At 40.6% G+C, this 19,964-nt stretch carries 24 protein-coding genes; 10 read left to right on the top strand and 14 right to left on the bottom strand.

Translation table 11 applies throughout. The annotated features are described in order from the left end of the window. The first annotated feature begins 11 nt into the window (after nucleotides 1–11). From dusA to A9479_RS08935, 7 genes are all read left to right on the top strand, one after another. Entirely contained in the window at nucleotides 12–944 is a 933-nt protein-coding gene (gene dusA / locus A9479_RS08965; RefSeq protein WP_064663251.1) for a tRNA dihydrouridine(20/20a) synthase DusA, read from the top strand. Nucleotides 945–1,179: 235 nt separating this feature from the next. Next, nucleotides 1,180–1,860 (top strand): PspA/IM30 family protein, encoded by a 681-nt coding sequence (locus A9479_RS08960; RefSeq protein ID WP_064663232.1) that lies wholly within the window; start codon nucleotides 1,180–1,182, stop codon nucleotides 1,858–1,860. A gap of 10 nt (nucleotides 1,861–1,870) precedes the next feature. Then, nucleotides 1,871–2,077 carry a PspC domain-containing protein gene (locus A9479_RS08955; protein WP_013463970.1) on the top strand — a complete coding sequence of 69 codons (207 nt, stop codon included), beginning with the start codon at nucleotides 1,871–1,873 and terminating at the stop codon, nucleotides 2,075–2,077. A gap of 10 nt (nucleotides 2,078–2,087) precedes the next feature. Then, nucleotides 2,088–2,414, top strand: coding sequence for a hypothetical protein (locus A9479_RS08950; protein ID WP_016900286.1), 327 nt, complete (start codon nucleotides 2,088–2,090; stop codon nucleotides 2,412–2,414). 78 nt (nucleotides 2,415–2,492) lie between these two features. Next, nucleotides 2,493–3,002, top strand: a complete 510-nt coding sequence (locus A9479_RS08945) for a copper chaperone PCu(A)C (RefSeq protein ID WP_013463972.1) — start codon at nucleotides 2,493–2,495, stop codon at nucleotides 3,000–3,002. Nucleotides 3,003–3,010: 8 nt separating this feature from the next. Beyond that, a complete protein-coding gene (locus A9479_RS08940; RefSeq protein WP_013463973.1) occupies nucleotides 3,011–3,997 on the top strand; it encodes a DUF2333 family protein in 987 nt (328 codons plus the stop codon). 3 nt (nucleotides 3,998–4,000) lie between these two features. Further along, nucleotides 4,001–4,771, top strand: coding sequence for a TIGR04219 family outer membrane beta-barrel protein (locus A9479_RS08935; RefSeq protein ID WP_064663231.1), 771 nt, complete (start codon nucleotides 4,001–4,003; stop codon nucleotides 4,769–4,771). Between the two features lie 82 nt (nucleotides 4,772–4,853). Here the strand turns inward: A9479_RS08935 and A9479_RS08930 are convergent, their stop codons facing one another. Both A9479_RS08930 and A9479_RS08925 read right to left on the bottom strand, forming a co-directional pair. Then, nucleotides 4,854–5,735, bottom strand: a complete 882-nt coding sequence (locus A9479_RS08930; protein WP_013463975.1) for a TIGR03899 family protein — start codon at nucleotides 5,733–5,735, stop codon at nucleotides 4,854–4,856. After that, nucleotides 5,704–6,252: an SRPBCC family protein gene (locus tag A9479_RS08925; protein WP_064663230.1), complete on the bottom strand. Its 549-nt coding sequence runs from the start codon at nucleotides 6,250–6,252 to the stop codon at nucleotides 5,704–5,706. Before A9479_RS08925 ends, A9479_RS08930 begins: the two co-directional genes overlap by 32 nt. Before the next feature lie 289 nt (nucleotides 6,253–6,541). Between A9479_RS08925 and A9479_RS08920 the strand changes: the two genes are divergently transcribed. Next, nucleotides 6,542–8,725, top strand: a complete 2,184-nt coding sequence (locus tag A9479_RS08920; protein WP_016900281.1) for a YgiQ family radical SAM protein — start codon at nucleotides 6,542–6,544, stop codon at nucleotides 8,723–8,725. A gap of 87 nt (nucleotides 8,726–8,812) precedes the next feature. Here the strand turns inward: A9479_RS08920 and mgtE are convergent, their stop codons facing one another. From mgtE to A9479_RS08860, 12 genes are all read right to left on the bottom strand, one after another. Then, nucleotides 8,813–10,171, bottom strand: a complete 1,359-nt coding sequence (gene mgtE, locus A9479_RS08915; protein WP_024601347.1) for a magnesium transporter — start codon at nucleotides 10,169–10,171, stop codon at nucleotides 8,813–8,815. A 139-nt stretch (nucleotides 10,172–10,310) separates the two neighbouring features. Further along, nucleotides 10,311–10,583, bottom strand: coding sequence for an HPr family phosphocarrier protein (locus tag A9479_RS08910; RefSeq protein WP_013463979.1), 273 nt, complete (start codon nucleotides 10,581–10,583; stop codon nucleotides 10,311–10,313). 18 nt (nucleotides 10,584–10,601) lie between these two features. Continuing rightward, complete coding sequence (gene rapZ / locus A9479_RS08905; protein ID WP_010390558.1) at nucleotides 10,602–11,444, bottom strand: RNase adapter RapZ; 843 nt, start codon at nucleotides 11,442–11,444, stop codon at nucleotides 10,602–10,604. 19 nt (nucleotides 11,445–11,463) lie between these two features. Continuing rightward, nucleotides 11,464–11,916, bottom strand: a complete 453-nt coding sequence (ptsN, locus tag A9479_RS08900; protein ID WP_013463980.1) for a PTS IIA-like nitrogen regulatory protein PtsN — start codon at nucleotides 11,914–11,916, stop codon at nucleotides 11,464–11,466. A gap of 4 nt (nucleotides 11,917–11,920) precedes the next feature. Next, nucleotides 11,921–12,208, bottom strand: coding sequence for a ribosome hibernation promoting factor (gene hpf, locus A9479_RS08895; protein ID WP_010390562.1), 288 nt, complete (start codon nucleotides 12,206–12,208; stop codon nucleotides 11,921–11,923). 26 nt (nucleotides 12,209–12,234) lie between these two features. Continuing rightward, nucleotides 12,235–13,734, bottom strand: coding sequence for an RNA polymerase factor sigma-54 (locus A9479_RS08890; protein WP_024601344.1), 1,500 nt, complete (start codon nucleotides 13,732–13,734; stop codon nucleotides 12,235–12,237). A 69-nt stretch (nucleotides 13,735–13,803) separates the two neighbouring features. Then, the gene (gene lptB / locus A9479_RS08885; RefSeq protein ID WP_013463982.1) at nucleotides 13,804–14,529 is read right to left on the bottom strand and encodes an LPS export ABC transporter ATP-binding protein; all 726 of its coding nucleotides are present in this window, start codon (nucleotides 14,527–14,529) and stop codon (nucleotides 13,804–13,806) included. Beyond that, nucleotides 14,526–15,065, bottom strand: coding sequence for a lipopolysaccharide transport periplasmic protein LptA (gene lptA, locus A9479_RS08880; protein ID WP_016900279.1), 540 nt, complete (start codon nucleotides 15,063–15,065; stop codon nucleotides 14,526–14,528). Before lptA ends, lptB begins: the two co-directional genes overlap by 4 nt. Next, nucleotides 15,055–15,609 carry an LPS export ABC transporter periplasmic protein LptC gene (gene lptC, locus A9479_RS08875; protein ID WP_024601343.1) on the bottom strand — a complete coding sequence of 185 codons (555 nt, stop codon included), beginning with the start codon at nucleotides 15,607–15,609 and terminating at the stop codon, nucleotides 15,055–15,057. Before lptC ends, lptA begins: the two co-directional genes overlap by 11 nt. Continuing rightward, nucleotides 15,606–16,157 (bottom strand): 3-deoxy-manno-octulosonate-8-phosphatase KdsC, encoded by a 552-nt coding sequence (gene kdsC, locus A9479_RS08870; protein ID WP_013463985.1) that lies wholly within the window; start codon nucleotides 16,155–16,157, stop codon nucleotides 15,606–15,608. Before kdsC ends, lptC begins: the two co-directional genes overlap by 4 nt. Then, nucleotides 16,158–17,129, bottom strand: coding sequence for a KpsF/GutQ family sugar-phosphate isomerase (locus A9479_RS08865; protein ID WP_064663229.1), 972 nt, complete (start codon nucleotides 17,127–17,129; stop codon nucleotides 16,158–16,160). A 3-nt stretch (nucleotides 17,130–17,132) separates the two neighbouring features. Further along, nucleotides 17,133–18,101, bottom strand: coding sequence for a calcium/sodium antiporter (locus A9479_RS08860; RefSeq protein WP_024601341.1), 969 nt, complete (start codon nucleotides 18,099–18,101; stop codon nucleotides 17,133–17,135). A gap of 266 nt (nucleotides 18,102–18,367) precedes the next feature. Here A9479_RS08860 and A9479_RS08855 point away from each other — a divergent pair, with 266 nt between their 5' ends. Both A9479_RS08855 and mlaE read left to right on the top strand, forming a co-directional pair. Beyond that, complete coding sequence (locus A9479_RS08855) at nucleotides 18,368–19,183, top strand: ATP-binding cassette domain-containing protein (protein WP_013463988.1); 816 nt, start codon at nucleotides 18,368–18,370, stop codon at nucleotides 19,181–19,183. Further along, nucleotides 19,183–19,962: a lipid asymmetry maintenance ABC transporter permease subunit MlaE gene (gene mlaE, locus A9479_RS08850; RefSeq protein WP_013463989.1), complete on the top strand. Its 780-nt coding sequence runs from the start codon at nucleotides 19,183–19,185 to the stop codon at nucleotides 19,960–19,962. Before A9479_RS08855 ends, mlaE begins: the two co-directional genes overlap by 1 nt. The last annotated feature ends 2 nt before the right edge of the window (nucleotides 19,963–19,964 follow it).

Raw genomic sequence — 19,964 nt, 5'->3', positions numbered from 1 at the left:
CTGTTGCCCCCATGCTCGATTGGACTGATCGCCATTGTCGTACGTTTCATCGTAAAATGACAAAGCACACCGTGCTCTACACTGAAATGATCACCACAGGTGCTATTTTGTTTGGCCGTGGTGACTATTTGCACTTTAATCAACATGAAGGCCCAGTAGCGCTGCAGCTGGGGGGCTCAGATCCGCAAGCGCTAGCACAGTGTGCCAAGCTTGTAGGTGAGCGCGGTTATGATGAAATAAACCTTAACGTAGGTTGCCCATCAGATCGTGTGCAAAATGGGCGTTTTGGTGCCTGTTTAATGGCAGAGCCCGAGCTTGTGGCAGAGTGTGTTGCTGCAATGAAAAGTGAAGTCAGTATTCCTGTTACGGTAAAAACGCGCATTGGTATTGATGAGCAAGATTCCTATGAATTTTTATGTGCGCTTATTGAAGCATCGCATAAAGTAGGCTGTGATGATTTTATTATTCATGCCCGTAAGGCATGGCTAAAAGGGTTGAGTCCAAAAGAAAATCGCGAAGTTCCTGAGCTTAACTACCCCCGCGTTTACCAGCTTAAAAAAGATTATCCACAACTTGATTTAAGTATTAATGGCGGTGTTAAAACCATTGAGCAAAGTCTTGAGCATTTACAGTACATAGATGGGGTGATGGTTGGGCGAGAGGCTTACAGTAATCCATTTATGCTAAATGAAGTGGATGAAAAAATATATGGTGACGCTGCTAATACTCAGTCACGTCATGATGTTGTGCGCTCTATGTATGATTACATTGAAGAAGAGATGCGTTTAGGCGCTAACTTTTGGCATGTTGCTCGCCATATGTTAGGTATTTTTCAGGGACAACCCGGTGCGCGTGGTTTTAGACGCCATTTATCTGAAAATGGCCATGGCAAGCAAGCTGATTTGAGTGTTATGGATAAAGCACTAAGTTACGTACCCGAATAACAGATCCTCTGTATAGAAAAAAGCCACCTCAGGTGGCTTTTTTGATCCCAAATTTTGGTCAAAAGTTTAATTTATTAGCCAATTCGACTTAATTTCATTCAGTGGCGAGTCATTAATTTACCTACTTAAAATAACTTAACCACATGATATTTAATGAAAATAAAACCATTTCAAGTTGTTGGCATAACTCTTGGAATCCTGTTGATGTATAAATAAAAATCATCAGGAGAATAACATGGGCATATTTAACCGCGTAAACGACGTCATTCAAGCAAATATTGTAGCTATGCTTGATAAAGCAGAAGACTCAGAAAAGTTACTCAATTTAATGCTTACTGAAATGCAAGAAGCGCTTAATGAGTGTCGTAGTACGGCAGCTGCACTTTTATGTGAAGAAAAGAGCATTAAACGTCAAATAAGTAACAAACAGCAAGCGCTCGCAAATTGGCAATTAAAAGCTGAGCATGCTGTGACAAAAAATCGTGACGATTTAGCTAAATCAGCATTAGCCGAAAAACACACAGTTGAACAAAGCATAGGGTGCTTGCAAACGCAGCTTGAGGCATTACAACAATCGATTACTAAAATCACTGAAGACTGCGAGCGCTTTCAGCAAAAAATGACGCAGGCAAAAGCAAAGCAAGCACAACTTGCAAAGCGTGAAAACGTAGTTGAGGCAAGGGCAAAAATAAATACGCAACTACAAAGCGATAAAGTGGCTTTTGCCTTATCACGATTTGAGCAAATAGAGCGCCGCGTTGAAAGTGTAGAGTCGCAAGCTGAAGCGTATGAGCTCACAGATACTGCGAGCAATACAGCTATGCAAATTGAGTCACTGGTTAAAAACGAAAAAATTGATGCAGAACTGGCTAGTTTAAAAGCAAGTTTAAATACTGCTAATAAACAAACAGCTTAAGGAGATTGTTATGAATAGTTTTAATACACACCGTCGTTGGTACAAAAATACGCTTAACAAAAAAATATCAGGCGTCTGTAGTGGGTTAGCTTACCGACTAGACTTTCCGGTATGGTCTACTCGCTTAGTGACTGTTTTATTATTTTTAAGTTTTCCGTTTGCAGTGGCGCTAGGTTATTTAATTGCTCACTGTTGCCTTGAAGAAAAAGCAGTGTAAGGAGAGCAGCATGAAAACATTCGCCGTGTGCCTAGTTATTGTTGCGTTGTTTTTAATTAATAGCGGTTCAATTATTCACTTTGATGTGTGGCAGTTTCCGCTATGGATCTCAGATATTAGCTGGACAGGTATAGAGCTCATTGGTGCATTAGTTGCTATTATCGTTGTTATTGCGATTGTTGCTTTAGTGACGATGGGGTTAGTTGGCGCGGCGATGGTGGCACTGGCTGGTACTATTTTAGCTTTTTTATTCGGATCATTGATGATTGCTTGGCCGTTATTGTTTGTAGCAGGGCTGTGTTGGTTAATCGCAGATAACAAAAAAGTCGTCTCTTGAGCTTAAATTAGCTGCCTAACATAGGGGAATTATGATAAATTTGAACTATATTTTTTTGTTTTAACAAGGATTTTACTGATGATTAAACAATGTATTTTGATAGCAAGTGCATTAATGGTGGGTGTTTTTTCGTCTTCGTTAATGGCGCACGAAGGACATGAACACGATAGTGTTGTTGCGCAGCTACAAGTAACACATGCGCAAGTAAGAGAGTTTTTGCCGGCAACCAAAGCCAGTGTGGCTTACTTTAGTATTAAAAACCACAGCAATGTACCAGCAACGTTGACTAAAGCGACAATTGATGGCCTAGGGCGTGTTGAAATTCATGAGCACGTTCACGCTGATGGCATGATGAAAATGCAAAAAGTAGAATCATTGCTTATTAAAGCTCACCAACAACTCGATTTTAAGCCAGGCAGCTATCATTTAATGGTGTTTGAACCACAAGAACCGTTAAAAGTAGGTCAAGAACGTAAACTCACGCTATATTTTGAAGACGGGAACCGAGTATTTACCAATGCAAAAGTCGTTTCGTTAGCCTCACAAGCAGAGCCGGTAAAAGCATCGAAAGATCATAGTCATCATTAGGAGGATAAATGTCACAGCATAAAGGAAAAATAATAACGGCACTGGTACTGTTATTTGTCGTGTTTTACGCCATTGCAGTGTACTGGAGTATAGAGCCTTCACGTTTTGATGTTGTGCAAAATGCTAAGCAACAAGCGCAGCAACGCAGTGAAAAACTAGTCACAGGTTATGTAACAACTTCAACACTCATCACTGTAGCTGATACGCTTTTAACTAAATCAGGCGGTTACTTATCAAATGATGTGCTACCACCGAGCGTAATAATGGACAATATGCCGGCCTGGGAGTATGGTGCGCTGGAAATGGTGCGTGATTTAGCGTTGTCTATGCGAAAAGATTTTAGCCGCTCACAATCGCAATCAACTGAACACGAAGCGCTCAAAAAAGCTCAGCCACAATTTAATATCAGCTCTGAAGCATGGGCATGGCCAAGTGCTGAGGGTGAATACCAAAAAGGAATTGATTATTTAATGGTATATCGTTCTCAAATAGCCAATCAGCATGAGCGCGATAGCCAATTTTACTCTCGTGCAGATAACCTACGCAGTTGGTTAAAAGAAGCTGAAAAGCGTTTAGGCAGCTTAAGTCAGCGTTTAAGTGCAAGCGTGGGTCAAGATAAGGTTAACACTGACCTCGCCGGTAACTCTTCAAATACACAGGCCACCTATACGCCTTTACAACAACAAATAAAAACATCATGGTGGGAAATTGATGATGTATTTTATGAGTCACGTGGGGCCACTTGGGCTTTACTGCACTTTTTACAGGCGGTTGAATATGATTTTGCCGATGTGCTTGATAAAAAGAACGCCCGTGTCAGCTTGCAACAAATTATTCGCGAGCTTGAAGCAACCCAAGAAACGGTATGGAGCCCAATGATTTTAAACGGTAATGGATTTGGTTATGTCGCCAACCATTCACTTGTTATGGCAAATTATATTTCTAGAGCCAATGCGGCACTAATTGAACTTAGCGAATTATTAGCGCAAGGATAAAAAATGAAAAAGTATTGTATAGCAGCAGCCTTATCAATGGCATGTTTAGCCCCTGTAGCACAAGCCGACACTGTATTGGGTTTATATGTAGGGGTTGATGGTTGGAAAGCAGATAATGACGGTAGCTTTTCTGATAACAATAACGCCCTGCAAAACTTCAACTTTGAAGATGAAACTTTTGTAAGTTATTACGCTGCGCTTGAGCACCCAGTGCCATTAGTGCCAAATTTAAAGTTAAAATACACTGAGCTTGAATTAAACGGATCAACAGTGCTTGAAGACACATTTAGCTTTAACGGTACTGATTATGTTGTAGGCACAGGTGTTAATTCAGTGACTGACTTATCGCATATTGATTATATTTTTTACTACGAGATTTTTGATAACGATTTAATCTCAATTGATTTAGGTCTTAATGCTAAGCAGTTTGATGGTGAGCTTGTTGTAACAGGTACATCACAACAAGGTGGCACTAACTTTACTGAAATCGAAGAGTTCTCTGGTGTTGTGCCGTTAGTATATGGACGTTTTGAAGCGGGTTTACCATTTAGTGGTTTAAGTGTTTTTGCTGAGGGTAGCTTTTTAGCCATCGATGACAGTAAAGTACAAGATTACCAAATGGGTATTGCTTGGGAATTTATTGATAACCTAGCCGTTGATGTTGCGGTTAAAGCGGGCTACCGCTCTATGGTTTTAGAACTTGATGATGTCGATGATATTAATACTGATATTGATGCATCGGGGCCGTTTGCCGGTATTCAGGTTCACTTTTAATAAAGTATTATTTTGAGCCACCTTGTGTGGCTCTTATTTTTAAAAGCTAACACACGCTTTTATTATTAGTCATCTCTGTTTGCTATTTTAAAGAATGCCAAACTAATTCAAACTCCCCTTCAAATGCTGAACCAATTAACTGTTTGTACACCTTGTTAATTGGGTAGTTCATTAATCTAAATAGTTCATCACCTGTTTGAGTAAACTTATAATAGCTAAGCACCAAATCGTTACTTTTTGCTTTTAAGGTTAGTTTTTGTGATAAAAAGGATAGGGTGAACTCTTGTCCTACTTTTAATGCCGCTGACTCTATTTCTTTACGATACAGCAAGTTTAAATCCATTAAAGTTAGTACGTCTGGAAAGCTCACGCCGCTTTTACCTATGCTTAATGACACTTTATTGCCTTTACCTAGTAAATCAAATAACGAGGGTTTTTTGTAATACCCCAAGAATATTAGGTGGCTACTATCCTTTTCGTTATACCCAGAAATAGACACGCACTTTCTTAATGAATCGGCTTCGCGCTGGGTCATGTGCTTGAGTGTTTGTAAACTTTTAATAGAAAAAGTACCTGGGCTAATGGTTTCGCCAGTAAAAATTTTTGCCCACAACACTTGCATAGATTGATTTGAGGTATCTTCACATAAGGCTATAAAGTGCTCTACCCAATCAGCATCGGGCTGTTTGGCGCAAGCAACATCAGGACAAAACTCCATTGCTAAGGCTAAAATAGTCTCAATATTTTGTTGCTGTTTAATCAGTAGTAAGTCTTGTCTTTTTTGAGCACGCGCTAAAATTGAATGCTCGCTATTAATACTATAAAGCGATTTGGCTTTACCTTGAGGATTATAGGTTTTTTCATCAATGGCAGGCGTATTACTCACTTTTGTGACCGAGTAACCTAGCAGTGACTCAATAATATTGGCAAGTTTAATCCTGGCTTGTGCGGTTTTGACTGTCATGGCTTTCCATTATTGCTTGTGCATCACTGAGTTGAGCGACCGTTTTTAAGTTATTTAGCCCTAGGGTCACTATATTACCTAATATATTTTCAGCAAATATAGCAACGTACCCAGAAATAAGCGGCATCGTTGCTTGTCCTTCTATATGCCACGTGACGATTTTTGTGTGCGGGCTAAATAGCAATTTGCTAGTGATAATATGCTCTTGATTAAATAACACACTAAATACAACTTCATTATCGCTTAATGACGATATTGTCATTTCGCCATTGCCCCATTTACCTTGCCAAGATTGGTAGGCTCCTGCGCCAGAGCTCGGTTCTCCAATATTAAACTTAATATTAGGGTCTATTTGTTGCCACGGCGACCATTTATACCACTGGGTAAAGTCCTCCACTAATGACTTTATTACGGGAGCGCGTGCATTAATTTTTATACTTTTTTGCACATGATAATTTTGTGGTAACAATAATCCAACGACAACAAAAACCAGAAGCAATATGATTGAAAACTGCATTATTTTTTTAAGTAGTTTAATAGGTATTCCTCATCTATTTTAATTTACAGCGTCTATCAATTATTAATTATTTAATAGTTTAACGAAGTCACGGTTGCTTTTGATCTATTTTATCTACCTTGTATTATTCCAAAAGCAGACATTAGCCGTAATAAGTTTAGATGATTTATTAGTTTTAGTAATGCAATAAAGGTAAACAATTTTTAATCAGCGCTTTCATTTTGTGCTATATCAACGGGGATGTCGATAGGGTATAATTCGCGCCTTTTGTTATTGAACGGCCAATTTTATGAGCACATTAAAAGCTGAACGCGCCTTATTCTCATACCCCAAGTATTGGGCTGAGTGTTATGGCACAGCTCCATTTTTACCAACAACACGCGAAGAAATGGACGCGCTTGGCTGGGATAGCTGCGATATTATTATTATTAGCGGTGATGCTTATGTAGACCATCCTAGTTTTGGGATGGCCGTAATTGGCCGAGTGCTAGAAGCGCAAGGTTTTAGAGTGGGTATTATTGCTCAACCAGATTGGAACTCTAAAGATGCGTTTATGGCATTGGGTAAGCCTAACTTATTTTTTGGTATTACAGCCGGTAATATGGACTCGATGATCAATCGTTACACCGCTGAAAAACGAATGCGCCATGATGACGCATACACACCAGGAAATGTCGGCGGTAAACGCCCAGATCGCGCAGTGATCATTTATTCACAACGCTGTCGTGAAGCCTACAAAGATGTGCCATTAGTGTTAGGGGGCATTGAAGCCAGTCTGCGCCGTATTGCTCATTATGATTACTGGCAAGAAAAAGTACGTCGTAGCGTATTATTTGACGCTAAAGGCGATATTTTAATTTATGGTAATGCCGAACGCCCGTTAGTTGAAGTAGCGCATCGTATCGCTGCCGGTGAAACCATGGATACCATACAGGATGTTAGAGGCACGGCAGTTATTCGTAAAGAGCCTTTACCTGGTTGGCGTGGCAGTGACTCAACAGCGATTGATAAAATTGGTAAAATAGACCCTATTCCTAATCCTTATGGCGCGGATGATGTGGGCTGTGCTAAATCAGAATTTAAGCAAGCCGGCATCGATTTACAAGCAGAAGCTGCAAAACCAATTACCATCCAGCCTGCTCGTCCTAAGCCGTGGGAAAAAACTTACGTTAAACTGCCGGCATTTGAGCAGGTTAGCGTTAATAAGCCTTTGTATGCGCATGCATCACGTATTTTACATCAAGAAACCAACCCAGGTTGTGCAAGGGCGTTATTTCAACGTCATGGCGATCGTTCTATTTGGGTGAATCCGCCGGCTTATCCGCTTGAAACTCAGGAAATGGATGACGTGTTTGGTTTACCTTACCAGCGTATTCCACACCCAAGTTATGGCGATAATAAAATCCCTGCTTACGATATGATTAAAACGTCGGTAAATATTATGCGCGGCTGTTTTGGCGGCTGTTCGTTTTGTTCTATTACCGAGCATGAGGGGCGCATAATACAAAGCCGTTCACAAGAATCGATTATCGAAGAAATTGAACAAATTAGAGATAAAGTGCCGGGCTTTACTGGGGTTATTTCTGATTTAGGTGGGCCAACTGCAAATATGTACAAACTGCGTTGTACCAGTAAAAAAGCAGAGAGTACGTGCCGTCGCTTGTCATGTGTGTATCCTGATATTTGTAAGCATATGGATACCGATCACACACCCACTATCGACTTATATAAAAAAGCGCGTGAGGTCAAAGGGATCAAAAAGATCTTAATTGCTTCGGGCGTGCGTTATGACCTTGCAGTACGTGATCCTCGTTACGTTAAAGAGCTAGTAACCCATCATGTTGGTGGATATTTAAAAATAGCACCCGAGCACACAGAAGACGGCCCATTATCAAAAATGATGAAGCCGGGTATGGGCGCCTATGATGAATTTAAAGCGTTATTTGATAAGTACTCAAAAGAAGCGGGTAAAAAGCAGTATTTAATTCCATACTTTATTTCTGCTCACCCGGGGACTAAAGATGAAGACATGGTAAACATGGCTTTGTGGCTGAAATCGAATGATTTTAAGCTTGATCAGGTACAAAATTTTTATCCATCACCGATGGCCAACGCAACCACCATTTACCACACAGAAATGAACTCGCTACGTAATATTAAAAATAATACGGAGCAAGTACCTGTGCCTAAGGGAGCGCGCCAACGTCGTTTGCATAAAGCGATTTTACGCTATCACGATCCTGCCGGTTGGCCAATGATCCGCGAAGCCCTGCGTAACATGGGCAAAGCCAAGCTTATTGGTAAAGGACCTAACTGTTTAGTCCCTGAAGAAGGACGAGATGAAAGACAAACCAAAGGCGGAAAAGGCAATAAGGGCGGTCGTCCTGCGCTTACTCGTCATACTGGCTTTAGCCAGTTTAAAAAAGCCAACACTAAACCTAAGGTAGGTGGTAATCGCCAGCGCGCTAAGTAGCCTTAACTTATGTAAAGTAACTATCGGCTTAAACAAAAACACCGCGTATTGATGCGGTGTTTTTGTTTAAAAACGTTTATAAAAAGATTAAATCAATAACCAAGTCGCAGTACCTAAGAAGGCAAATATACCAACAATATCAGTTACCGTGGTTAGTACCACACTGCCTGCAAGTGCTGGATCTATTTTCATTTTTTTAAGCAATAGTGGGATACTAGCACCCGCAATACCTGCTGCAACTAAATTCATAAACATAGCAAACGCTAAAACACCACCGAGTTTGAAATCCCATTGCCAAAGCGCAACGACACCGGCAATTAGGATAGACCAAACCATACCGTTAATCGCGCCGATAGCGAGTTCTTTTAATAATAAAAAACGTTGGTTAGTTTGGTTGATATGGCCCACCGCGATACCGCGAATAACCAAAGTTAAGGTTTGGCTGCCTGCAACCCCACCCATTGACGGGACAATACCATTGAGCACAGCAAGAATTGGTAATATAGCTAAGGTGTTTTCAAAAAAGCTCGCCACAATTGCAGCTAGCAATGCAGTTAGTAAGTTTACTCCCAGCCAAATTGAGCGCTTTTTAGAGCTTTTCAACACAGGTGCAAAGGTATCTTCTTCATCATCTAAACCCGCTAAACCCAGTAAACTGTGCTCAGCGTCTTCACGAATAACATCAACGATATCATCAATGGTGATCCGCCCAAGCAAGTGTGCGTTGTCATCAACAACCGGTGCCGATATCCAGTTATGACGCTCAAACAATTGTGCAACTTCGCTCTCATCCATTGAAATAGGAATAGACTCACAGTCTTCATCCATTAAATCATGAACAATTTTTTCAGGGGGGTTGGTTAATAAAGTGCTCAGCGATAGGGCGCCTAAAAAGCAGTTATTTTCATCAACCACATATAAGTCATCTGTACCCTCAGGTAATTCGCCGCGTAAGCGAATATAACGCAGTACCACATCTAGAGTCACATCGGGGCGAATAGTAACGGTATCTATATTCATCAATGCGCCAGCAGAGCGCTCTTGATACGATAAAGCCTGCGTTGCACGTTCTCTATCTTGAATATCCATAGCGCTAACAACGTCTTTATAAACAGTGTCAGGTAGGCTACGTAGTACTTCCCCTAAGTCATCATGACCCATGTCTTCGGTTGCAGCAGCAATGTGCTCGGGTGCCATTTGCGCAATAATGCCCAAACGTACATCTTCAGAAAGCTCTTCAAGCACATCACCTTGTACATCAGGATCAACAAGCTGCCAGAGCATACGGCGAATTTTATGCGGGGATGATTCTAAAAGAAGTGCGGTATCACAAGGCGCCGTTTTTGCCAGCATGCGTCTAACTTGAACAAATTGACCACTATTTAGTGACTTAGTCACCTGTTTTAGTTGTTGTAGTGGAATATCTTGTTCTAAAGCTTCAGGCATTGGCGTCCTTAATTAAATTGTATTACATGCTGGAAGGGTATAAATGCTATTCAATTTTAGTTTATCTTACTTTATGTGAGCAAACTAACTCAACCACTATTAACCTAAGCTTAGGATGATGAGTTAATAATGAACTTTTTTATTCTTGCTCATTAAATCGTTGGTCGATGAGCTCACCTATTGCGCTAAGTGCAGGCTCAGCGTCGGGGCCTTCGCATACCACCTTAACTTCTTTGCCTTGGCTGCTTTCGAGTAACATAAGTGCCAGCACGCTATCGCCAGCGGCTTGTTTGTCATCTTGAAATAAAGTGATTGTGGCATCAAATTGCACAGAAAGCTGAGCTAATACTGTCGCCGCTCTAGCGTGTAATCCTAATTTGTTTTTTATTAAAAATGTATTTTCTAAGCGCATGACATCTTCTCGCAAGCTTTATTCTTGTTCTCGGTGGCGAATTTTTACATTAGGATGGCTCATTGCAAAGCTTTCACCAATGGTTTGCGCTAAATAAACAGAGCGGTGTTGCCCACCAGTACAGCCAATTGCAATGGTTAAGTAGCTGCGGTTATTTCGTTCTAAATGCGGCAGCCATGTTTGCACAAATGTTTGAATTTGCCATGTAAATTTTTGCACTATACTGTGACTTGCTAGGTAGTCTTTTACTGGTTGGTCCAGCCCTGTAAGTGGCTTAAGTTCAGGCTCCCAATGCGGGTTTGGTAAAAAGCGGGCATCGAATACGTAATCTGCTTCTTTAGGGATGCCGTGTTTAAAACCAAATGACTCAAAGGTAATGATCAGTTGTTTATCTTTTTTTCCGAGTATTTTTTCACGAATAGACTCAGCAAGCTGATGCACACTTAAATCCGTGGTATCAATCATATAATCAGCACGGTTAATCAATACATCAAGTAGTTGTTTTTCTTTTTTTATGGCTAAATCAAGCGGCAAAGAATCAATAGATAAAGGGTGGAGACGTCGCGTTTCTGAAAAACGTTTTATTAATGTTTGATCGTCACTGTCTAAATAAAATACCGTTGGTTTAGTAAAACCAGGTAAATATTCAATGATTTCATTAAACTGCTGTTGCTCTTTAGGTAGGTTACGTACATCAACACTCACGGCAATTTTATTATAACTGTCGGAAACACTGCGCACTAATGATGGTAATAAATTAAGTGGAATATTGTCTACACAATAATAACCTAAGTCTTCCACAACGCGTAACGCCACAGATTTACCTGAGCCTGAACGACCGCTTATAATTATTAATTCCATTTATCACCTTTCTTTATTACTACGATTGACTGACGATAACCTGATACAGTTCGCTATCCGATTTGGCGGCGCGTAACTGTTTACAAAATTCTTTATCATTGAGCTTATCAGCAATCGTGGCTAGCGTCTTCAAATGCTGCTGATTATCGCCATCGGGAACAATTAACGCGACAAAAATGTCAACCGGTCGGTTATCAATCGCATCAAAATTAATAGCTGTTTCGCTCACTAAAATCAAAGCAAGGGGCTCTTGAGCACCACTCATGCGACCATGTGGAATAGCAATGCCTCGACCAATGCCTGTACTTCCAAGCTTTTCTCTTGCAGTTAATGCATTAAGAATATCTTGTTGTGTTAAATAGGGCAGCTTATTGTGAGCCAATTCACTGATAAATTCTAAAATTCTTTTTTTACTATTAAAAAGGACCGCAGCTTTACTGCAGTCCTGACAGATAAGTGAGCTTAGTTTCATAGTGTTAGTGTCGAGCAAGTTTCTCTTTGTGTTTAATTACTTGACGATCTAGCTTGTCAATGAGCGAGTCTATAGCGGCATACATATCTTGATGCTCAGTAGAGGCAAAAATCTCAGCGCCACTAACATGAACGGTTGCTTCAGCTTTTTGGTTTAGTTTTTCTACATCGAGAATAACGTGCACATTCGTTATGTGATCAGTGTGCCTCTGTAACTTCGAAAATTTACTATTTACGTAGTCTCTAAGCGAGTCGGTAATATCTACATGGCGACCAGTTAAATTCAGTTGCATAAACATTTTCCTCTTTGTTGTACGCCTTAAATCAAACTTTTACGTTGATTAGACGGGGGAATAGCTAGAGATTCGCGATATTTTGCAATGGTTCTCCTCGCTACTTTAATTCCTTGCTCTGCCAATATATCTGCAATTTTACTATCACTCAATGGTTTAGCTGAGTTTTCTGCAGCGATTAATTTTTTAATTAATGCACGTATTGCTGTTGATGAACATTCGCCACCATTTTCAGTACTTACATGGCTTGAAAAGAAATATTTAAGCTCAAAAATGCCACGTGGTGTATGCATGTATTTTTGCGTAGTAACACGCGATATAGTCGACTCGTGCATTTCCACCATTTCAGCCACATCGTTAAGCACCATAGGCTTCATAGCCTCAGGACCGTGTTCAAAAAAGGCCTGTTGCTGCTGCACAATACAGTTGGTTACTTTAAGTAGCGTGTCATTTCTACTTTCTAAGCTTTTTATAAACCATTTAGCCTCTTGTAAGTGCGAGCGAATAAACTGGCTATCACCACTTGATTTAACCGTACGCGACATAGCTGCATATTGGCTATTTACTCTGATCTTAGGCATGCTATCTGGGTTTAATTCAACTACCCAACGACCTTTAACTTTTTTAACCGACACATCAGGAATAACGTATTCAGACTCTTCTCTAACAATAGTGTCTGCCGGTTTTGGGCTGAGCGTATGAATCAACGTCATGATTTCTTTAAGCTCATCTTCTTTAAGCTTTGTTTTTTTCATCAACGTGCGATAGTCACGTGCAGCAAGTAAATCAATATGATCGGTTAAGATCATTTTTGTTTCGTTTAAAAAAGGTGTGTCTTTATCAAATTGATTTAGCTGAATACACAAGCACTCTTGTAAACTACGCGCGGCTATTCCCACTGGATCAAATAGTTGAATACGCTTTAGTACCGCTTCTATTTCGTCAAGTTCAACTTCATCTTCGCCGTCGTTTTCTTGGTTAAAGCTTTCTAATATTTCTTCACAGCTAAGGGTTAGAATCCCTGAGTCGTCCACAGCTTCTACAATTGCAATAGCTATCGCTTCATCGGTAGGGCTAAACGGCGTCAATTGAAGTTGCCACATTAAATACTCATGCAGCGTTTCAGTCGAAGAGCCTTGATAAATAGATTCATCTTCTGGCATTGGGCCCGATGAAGAGGCAGGCGCTGCGCTCATATATTCATCCCAAGTAACATCCATAGCCATATCATCGCTAATGGTGTCTTTGGTCATTGCTTCGCCGCTGTCTTGCTCATACTCGCTAGGTTTATCGTCAGCTGAGGCACTTAGCGTTAAGTCATCGTTATCGGCTTTTTGTTCGTTTTTACCTGCAGTGTCTTCGCTGTAATCGTGTTCTTCAACTTCAAGCAAGGGGTTGCTATCGAGCGCTTCTTGAATTTCTTGCTGGAGATCCAATGTACTGAGTTGCAATAAGCGAATTGCTTGTTGCAACTGTGGAGTCATTGTAAGTTGCTGGCCCATGCGCAGCTGTAATGATTGCCTCATGTATCTCTAACAATCCTTTTAAATTAGTATGATTAATCTTAGCAGATGCTTAGTGGAATAACACACATATTAGAGCTTGAACTGCTCGCCCAAATAAACATCGCGTACTGTTTTATCGTTTAATACGTATTCAGGAGTGCCTGATGCAATTAACTCCCCATGAGAAACTATGTAGGCTTTTTCACAAACATCAAGTGTTTCGCGCACGTTATGGTCTGTAATAAGTACGCCAATGCCACGGTTTTTAAGATGCTCTATAATCTTTTTAATATCTAATACTGAGATAGGATCAACCCCCGCAAAGGGTTCGTCTAAAAGGATAAATTTAGGGTTTGCTGCTAACGCGCGAGCAATTTCAACGCGGCGACGTTCACCACCTGATAAGGCCATACCTTGGCTGTCGCGGATATGCTGAATGCTAAATTCATCAAGTAAATTATTTAAGGTATCTTCGCGTTGTTGTTTATTTAATTCTTTACGTGTTTCTAAGATAGCCATTAAGTTTTGATAAACAGTCAGCTTTCTAAAAATAGACGACTCCTGCGGTAAATAACCAATCCCTAAACGCGCCCGGCTGTGCATCGGTAATAAAGTAATATCTTTATCATCAATTGATATTTTGCCTTTATCGCTAGGGACAAGGCCTACAATCATATAAAAAGTGGTGGTTTTACCTGCACCATTAGGGCCAAGTAACCCCACAATACTGCCAGCTTCAACCTCTAGGCCAACGTTTTTTACAACTTCACGACCTTTGTAGCTTTTAGCTAATAGCTCTGCTTTTAATGTGCTCATGGTTGGCCTTTATCATCTTCTTTTTTATTTTCAACAGGGACTAAAATAGTGTGTACACGGTCTGTTGAGTTTTCGTCTTTTTCTGCGCTAATTAACTGCTGCTCGATATCGTAAGTGATACTTTTAGCTGTTATTTTTTGACCTGCTTGAGCAATGCTTGCATCGCCGATTAAGGTTAAAAAACGCAGCGACACATCGTAACGCACTTCATTAGCACTGGCACTCATTATGGTGCCATCAGCTTGTGTTTCTTCAAAATATGCAGGGCTGCCTGTGGCAATTAATAACTGTTTGTTATCGCCTAGGTCATCGCGTTTGTGCACTTCTAAACGGTCAGCTGTGATACGGCGATTACCATGAATAATTTCAACATTTTTCTCAAAAATGCCTACGTTTTCTTTTAATTGACCTTCTTGCTTATCTGCACTAATTGAAATTTGATTAGCAGCGGGGGCTTCAGCAGGTTCAGCGCCATTACTGTTAAAAGCAATTAATAGTGAGGGAACAATTAAAATTTTAAATAGGTTATTGGTCATAATATAGGGTTCGCGTATGGTTAATAAGTTTAATCACCTCGGTTTTTAAATCGGCCTCAAGGCCTTTACCTGTGATTTTTAAATTAGGTCCTGTAATAACGACAGGCTGCTGTGATTGCATGGTTAATAGTTTTATATCAACATTGATGGTCTGGGCGGTGATCGTATCGATCATGGCGTTATCTACTAAGTTTTGAGCGGTTACATTACCCTCTAACACCAGTTGACGGTCGTCGTAGAGGGTGGCTTCATCGGCGTTAATACGCCATGTTTGCTGCTCGTTGTATAAAGTGAATATAGGCTTTTCAAAAAAGGTAAAACCGAGTTGTTGATACAACTCCATTTTTACCGCAGTTACCTTATGGCTCACTTTACCCTGTTCATTATAAGCTGTTTGTTTTAGCTCAATAGCGGTATAATCAGGCTTAGCAATAACTTGTGTTTCTTCGCTTGCAGTAATATCAACCTTAGTAAAATAAGGATACCAGAGCCAAACCATACAGCTTATGAATAAAACGCTCAGTATAATGCGCGCTACATTCATGAACTCGTTCCTTGGCTAGTTAGTGGCTTGTTATTTTCGAGCATAAGTAAGTCTGTTAGCTCTCTTACCGCACCAAAACCGCCGGGCAGTTGGGTTACATAATGTGATAAACGTTTAATAAGTGGATGAGCATCGTTTACGGCAACCGCAAAACCGACTTGCTCCATTACTGGCATGTCTGGGCCATCATCACCTATATAAGCAATTTGCTCATCGCTAAGCGCTAATTTTTGTTTTAATTCTTGATAGGCTATAAGCTTGTCTTCTTGGCCTTGATATATATGTTGTACGGTTAAACTGCTCATACGTTGCTGCACTATATGAGAATGGCGCCCAGTGATTACGGCGACTTCAAAACCGCTGTTAATCAGGGCTTTGATACCAAATCCGTCTTTGGTGTTAAATGCTTTGAGTTCTTCACCTTGGTTTCCAAGGTAAATACGGCCATCAGAAAATACACCATCAATATCACAAATTAATAGCTTTACTTTTTTTGCGCGCGCCTTTGCATCATCACTTAGCGGTTGATAGAGATCTTCAAATTGCATTTATAGCACTCCCGCTTTAAGTAAGTCTTGCATATTTAGTGCGCCAATCGGTTGATTATGCTCATTAATTACAATTAAACCATTAATACGTTTTTGTTCCATAATATTTAACGCTTCAGCCGCGAGCATCTCTTGGGTGGCTGTAGTACACGACTTGGTCATCACAACATTAATTTCAGTGCTATGAATGTCAATACGTTGCTCTAAAATACGGCGTAAATCGCCATCGGTAAACAGGCCTGATAATTGCTGGTCACTATCAACAATAGCGGTCATGCCGAGTCCTTTGGCCGACATTTCAATTAAGGCATCTTTAATCGTTTGCGTCTCGTTAATGATAGGCGTATCAGCACCACTGTGCATAACATCTTTAAGAGTTAAGAGTAATCGCTTGCCTAAGCTACCACCAGGGTGCGATAGTGCAAAATCATCAGCAGTAAAGCCGCGTGCTTCTAATAATGCCACCGCCATGGCATCACCCATAGCGAGTGTGGCAGTGGTACTTGCAGTAGGTGCTAAGCCCAATGAGCAGGCTTCTTGTTCAACTTTAATACACACATGCACATTTGCCAATGTTGCCATGGTTGAGCCTTGGTTGCCTGTCATGGCAATCATTTTGGCACCAATGCGCTTTAATACTGGAATAATATTAAGTACTTCGCTGGTTTCACCAGAGTTTGAAATGAGGATAACCACGTCATTTACTGTGATCATTCCTAAATCACCATGGCTTGCTTCACCCGGGTGAACAAAAAATGCGGGGCTGCCGGTACTGGCAAGGGTGGCGGCTATTTTGTTACCAATATGGCCTGATTTACCCATGCCAATAACAATAATACGACCTGAGCAGTCATACATTAATTGACAGGCTTGGTTAAAGCTTTCATTAACGTATTGTGTAATATCGCTGAGTGCTTGGCGTTCAATCTCTAGAACACGTAACCCTTGTTGAATAAAGTTTAGCGTTGACATGGGCTATCCTACTTGACTAAAAATATAACCTTGGTAAATCATAAATGCGACGATGAGCAAGCCACCTTCTATTCTATTGATACGTCTTTGACCTCTAAAGTTCAATGACATAGCAATTAGCGCCAAGGTTGCGCCAATCATAATAATAACATCACGGTTAGCAACCGAAGTATCGATAACCGATGGATTAATTAATCCTGCCAGCGGTAATACCGCTAAAATATTAAAAATATTCGAACCAACTATGTTACCCAGCGCTAAGTCATCTTCATTTTTAAGTACACCTGCAATTGAAGCTGCAAGTTCAGGTAAGCTGGTGCCTATAGCAATAATGGTCAAACCAATCACTAAGTCACTTAAGCCAAAATATTTTGCGATATCAACGGCTGAGCCAACTAAAAAGTGTGAACTAACCGGCAGTAAAATCATACCCACTACCAGCCAAAAAACAGCTTTTTTGGTTGGTACGTTGTCAGGTACTTCGTCACAGGCTTCGCTCACAAACGGATCGTCTTGGTTTTTAGCTCGCAGTGAGACAAAAATAAGTCCGCCAATAAAAACAACAAAGCCAAATAATAAGGCTGCACCTTCAAAAAATGAAAAATAGTTATCTGAAAAAATATACCAAGTTGCAATGGAGACCAGCAGTACCAGTGGAATTTCACGTTTTAACGTACTTGAAGATACTGATAAGGGTCTTAAAAGGGCGGTAATACCTAAAACTAATAAGATGTTAGTGATGTTTGAACCAACTGCATTACCCACGGCAGTATCGGTTTTATTTGCCAAAGCTGCTGAAGCCGATACCATCATTTCAGGCGCTGAAGAGCCCATAGCTACCACGGTTAAACCTACAATTAGCGTTGGCACGCCAAAGTTTTTAGCCAGTGCTGCTGCACCATAAACAAACCTGTCTGCACTCCATACGAGAGCCGCAAAACCAAGAATTAAAATGACAAACGAGGTAACCATTGTGATAAGCCAATTAATGTAAATTCAGATAGCGCGAATAGTAACAAAAGCCACCATAAAAGTATAAATAAAAGAATAAGGTGTAATACATTAGGCGGTTATTTTAAGAATTCTTTGTCGCTTTTTATATGAAATTTTAAGCCAAAGTTAAGGCTGCTTGAATCAATCTTATAACTGTTTTTGCGACACTATTACAAAATCTTACGAATTGTTTTTTCCATATTGGTTAAAAAACCCTTAAAATAGAAATATGAGAGAGTATTGTTATGGAGAGCGACTTGTCGCAATCAATAGTTGAAGTCAAGGATGTTACCTTTTCTAGAGGCGATAGGGTCATATATAAAAATATGAGCTTTGACGTACCTGAGGGTAAAATTACTGCCATTATGGGGCCAAGCGGAATTGGCAAAACCACGATGCTACGCCTAATAGGTGGCCAGCTTAAACCAGACTCCGGTGATATTTTATTTAAAAACGACAGCATTGTCGCAATGTCGCGCAAAGAACTCTACGCGGCACGTAAACGCATGAGTATGTTATTTCAAAGCGGTGCCTTATTTACTGATATGTCGGTGTTCGATAACATTGCATTCCCCATTCGAGAGCACACGCAACTCAGTGAAGATTTAATCCGTTTAGTGGTATTAATGAAACTACAAGCTGTTGGCTTACGTGGTGCTAAAGATTTAATGCCTTCAGAGTTATCTGGCGGTATGGCACGTCGTGCAGCTTTGGCTCGCTCTATAGCGCTTGATCCTGAACTTATTATGTATGATGAGCCTTTTGCAGGACAAGACCCTATTTCAATGGGGGTTTTAGTTAAGCTGATCAAATCTTTAAACGAAGTACTTGGCTTATCTTCTTTAATTGTCACGCACGATGTGACAGAAGTAATGAGTATTGCCGACCACGTTATTATTATTGCTGATCAAGGCGTTATTGGCAGTGGTACACCAGAGCAGATGCGAGAGCACGAATCACCACTTGTTCAACAGTTTTTAAAAGGGTTATCAGATGGTCCAGTGCCATTTCATTATCCAGCACAAACCTATGCAGATGAACTGTTAGGAGAGCAGCAGTAATGTTGGATTTACTACAAAAAATAGGCCACAAAACGCTGGGCCGATTTGCTGCACTGGGGCGTTCAACCCAAATGCTGGCAAGTGCGTTATGGCATGTACCCAATTTTAAAAAAGGCACACCTTTACTCGTGCGCCAATTATATATGGTTGGCTCACAGTCATTATTGATCATTGTTGTGTCAGGATTGTTTATCGGCATGGTATTAGCCCTGCAAGGCTATACTGTTTTAGTTGATTATGGCGCTGAAGACAGCCTAGGCCCTTTAGTGGCACTCAGTTTATTGCGTGAACTTGGGCCAGTAGTAACCGCATTATTATTTGCCGGTAGGGCAGGCAGTGCGTTAACCGCTGAAATTGGCTTAATGAAAGCCACCGAACAGTTATCATCGCTTGAGATGATGGCCATTGACCCGCTTAGACGAATTATAGCGCCGCGGTTTTGGGCTGGTTTGATTAGTATGCCAATGTTGGCACTTATTTTTTCTGCTGTAGCTATTATTGGTGCTCATTTAGTGGGGGTTGATTGGCTAGGCGTTGATACGGGAAGTTTCTGGTCAATTATGCAATCTCAGGTGTCGTTTGAAAAAGACATACTAAACGGTTTAATTAAAAGTATCGTATTTGCGATTGTTGTTACCTGGATTGCGCTTTACAAAGGGTATGACTGTGTTCCCACATCAGAGGGGATCAGCAAGGCAACAACAGAGACAGTGGTGCACTCATCACTAGCGGTATTAGGTTTTGACTTTATTTTGACAGCGGTAATGTTTACCAGCTAATA

Source organism: Pseudoalteromonas sp. MQS005 (assembly GCF_001661605.1).
GTDB classification, from domain to species: domain Bacteria; phylum Pseudomonadota; class Gammaproteobacteria; order Enterobacterales; family Alteromonadaceae; genus Pseudoalteromonas; species Pseudoalteromonas tetraodonis.
The sequence above is the reverse complement of the archived record's forward strand: the minus strand, read 5'-3'. Positions and strand labels throughout refer to the sequence as shown.

Excerpts from the sequence above, each read along its gene's own strand:
- dusA (WP_064663251.1), top strand. The coding sequence starts at position 12 with ATGCTCGATTGGACTGATCGCCATTGTCGTACGTTTCATCGTAAAATG.
- A9479_RS08960 (WP_064663232.1), top strand. The coding sequence starts at position 1,180 with ATGGGCATATTTAACCGCGTAAACGACGTCATTCAAGCAAATATTGTA.
- A9479_RS08955 (WP_013463970.1), top strand. The coding sequence starts at position 1,871 with ATGAATAGTTTTAATACACACCGTCGTTGGTACAAAAATACGCTTAAC.
- A9479_RS08950 (WP_016900286.1), top strand. The coding sequence starts at position 2,088 with ATGAAAACATTCGCCGTGTGCCTAGTTATTGTTGCGTTGTTTTTAATT.
- A9479_RS08945 (WP_013463972.1), top strand. The coding sequence starts at position 2,493 with ATGATTAAACAATGTATTTTGATAGCAAGTGCATTAATGGTGGGTGTT.
- A9479_RS08940 (WP_013463973.1), top strand. The coding sequence starts at position 3,011 with ATGTCACAGCATAAAGGAAAAATAATAACGGCACTGGTACTGTTATTT.
- A9479_RS08935 (WP_064663231.1), top strand. The coding sequence starts at position 4,001 with ATGAAAAAGTATTGTATAGCAGCAGCCTTATCAATGGCATGTTTAGCC.
- A9479_RS08930 (WP_013463975.1), bottom strand. The coding sequence starts at position 5,735 with ATGACAGTCAAAACCGCACAAGCCAGGATTAAACTTGCCAATATTATT.
- A9479_RS08925 (WP_064663230.1), bottom strand. The coding sequence starts at position 6,252 with ATGCAGTTTTCAATCATATTGCTTCTGGTTTTTGTTGTCGTTGGATTA.
- A9479_RS08920 (WP_016900281.1), top strand. The coding sequence starts at position 6,542 with ATGAGCACATTAAAAGCTGAACGCGCCTTATTCTCATACCCCAAGTAT.
- mgtE (WP_024601347.1), bottom strand. The coding sequence starts at position 10,171 with ATGCCTGAAGCTTTAGAACAAGATATTCCACTACAACAACTAAAACAG.
- A9479_RS08910 (WP_013463979.1), bottom strand. The coding sequence starts at position 10,583 with ATGCGCTTAGAAAATACATTTTTAATAAAAAACAAATTAGGATTACAC.
- rapZ (WP_010390558.1), bottom strand. The coding sequence starts at position 11,444 with ATGGAATTAATAATTATAAGCGGTCGTTCAGGCTCAGGTAAATCTGTG.
- ptsN (WP_013463980.1), bottom strand. The coding sequence starts at position 11,916 with ATGAAACTAAGCTCACTTATCTGTCAGGACTGCAGTAAAGCTGCGGTC.
- hpf (WP_010390562.1), bottom strand. The coding sequence starts at position 12,208 with ATGCAACTGAATTTAACTGGTCGCCATGTAGATATTACCGACTCGCTT.
- A9479_RS08890 (WP_024601344.1), bottom strand. The coding sequence starts at position 13,734 with ATGAGGCAATCATTACAGCTGCGCATGGGCCAGCAACTTACAATGACT.
- lptB (WP_013463982.1), bottom strand. The coding sequence starts at position 14,529 with ATGAGCACATTAAAAGCAGAGCTATTAGCTAAAAGCTACAAAGGTCGT.
- lptA (WP_016900279.1), bottom strand. The coding sequence starts at position 15,065 with ATGACCAATAACCTATTTAAAATTTTAATTGTTCCCTCACTATTAATT.
- lptC (WP_024601343.1), bottom strand. The coding sequence starts at position 15,609 with ATGAATGTAGCGCGCATTATACTGAGCGTTTTATTCATAAGCTGTATG.
- kdsC (WP_013463985.1), bottom strand. The coding sequence starts at position 16,157 with ATGCAATTTGAAGATCTCTATCAACCGCTAAGTGATGATGCAAAGGCG.
- A9479_RS08865 (WP_064663229.1), bottom strand. The coding sequence starts at position 17,129 with ATGTCAACGCTAAACTTTATTCAACAAGGGTTACGTGTTCTAGAGATT.
- A9479_RS08860 (WP_024601341.1), bottom strand. The coding sequence starts at position 18,101 with ATGGTTACCTCGTTTGTCATTTTAATTCTTGGTTTTGCGGCTCTCGTA.
- A9479_RS08855 (WP_013463988.1), top strand. The coding sequence starts at position 18,368 with ATGGAGAGCGACTTGTCGCAATCAATAGTTGAAGTCAAGGATGTTACC.
- mlaE (WP_013463989.1), top strand. The coding sequence starts at position 19,183 with ATGTTGGATTTACTACAAAAAATAGGCCACAAAACGCTGGGCCGATTT.